This window comes from Alteromonas sp. G4i13, assembly GCF_054960505.1.
The window spans coordinates 1-872 of sequence record NZ_JBHNYX010000112.1 but is presented as its reverse complement, the minus strand read 5'-3'; the positions used below and the strand labels follow the sequence as shown (position 1 = coordinate 872).

The following is an 872-nucleotide window of genomic DNA, read 5'->3' as shown; positions in this document are numbered from 1 at the left end:
AGACCATTCCTAGCCCGAGACCTCGAAACCTTTCTTACAGTTCGTTTTCCATAACCTTTAGCATCGCGCGAATCCGCAAAAACGTGAAATCTTCTTGCAACGTGCCCTTAAACGCCTTACCGCGAAACTCGATCCATTCGACCTGATCGCCCAAGTTATTCAGAGCTTGCTCGATCTGCGGACCCATAAATGCTGCACCCGGATCAGTCTCGATGATATCCATAACAGACCATTCGTGTGCAATACCGCCAGCCTGCTCCATAACGATCATACGCATTACGTCGCAACCGTCATCATGCCCAGCACCAACTTCTACGACGATCCGATACCGCTTGCCGACCGTATAGTCGTGCGTCACATGAACCTTCCACACCTCATTACCAATTCGAACTCGTTGCTGCTCAGTAAGTAAGCCAAGAAGCTCCATTTCGCCAAAGATCACATCCTCGTCCGTTTTCTCGTCGAGATGATCTTGAACCGCACTCAGAATGAATTTGCCATTTTCTTTCATTTGTTTTCTCCATCGTTGATACATTCAGTTTCACATTTTAGAAAACGGATGTCTGCTGGTTTGTGATGGGAATGGCAGGTGTGTCACAATTAGGACACAGGTGCGGGACCGCCCGGCCCTTGGCAAGTCCTTGGGCTTGCATTTGTGAAAAGCAAGGGAGCAGACTTGCTGCTCCCCGCTATTTGTGTGTCCATTCCTGGTTTAGGCCGCGAACTCGCGCAGACGCTCCACGACCGGCCCAGGAACCATTTCCCACACAGGTGCGCGCGTAGTGCCAATGTTCTTGACGGCACCGGCAACGACGAGTGCGTTCAAGGTGCTCGACGCCTGGGTCGCAGCGGTGCTCTCAGCAGCCGTGTGA

1 protein-coding gene is annotated in these 872 nt (G+C 51.8%); it reads right to left on the bottom strand.

The annotated features are described in order from the left end of the window. Positions 1-34: 34 nt before the first annotated feature. Positions 35-511 carry a hypothetical protein gene (locus ACFI6J_RS21515; protein WP_462586399.1) on the bottom strand — a complete coding sequence of 159 codons (477 nt, stop codon included), beginning with the start codon at positions 509-511 and terminating at the stop codon, positions 35-37. Positions 512-872: the final 361 nt, after the last annotated feature.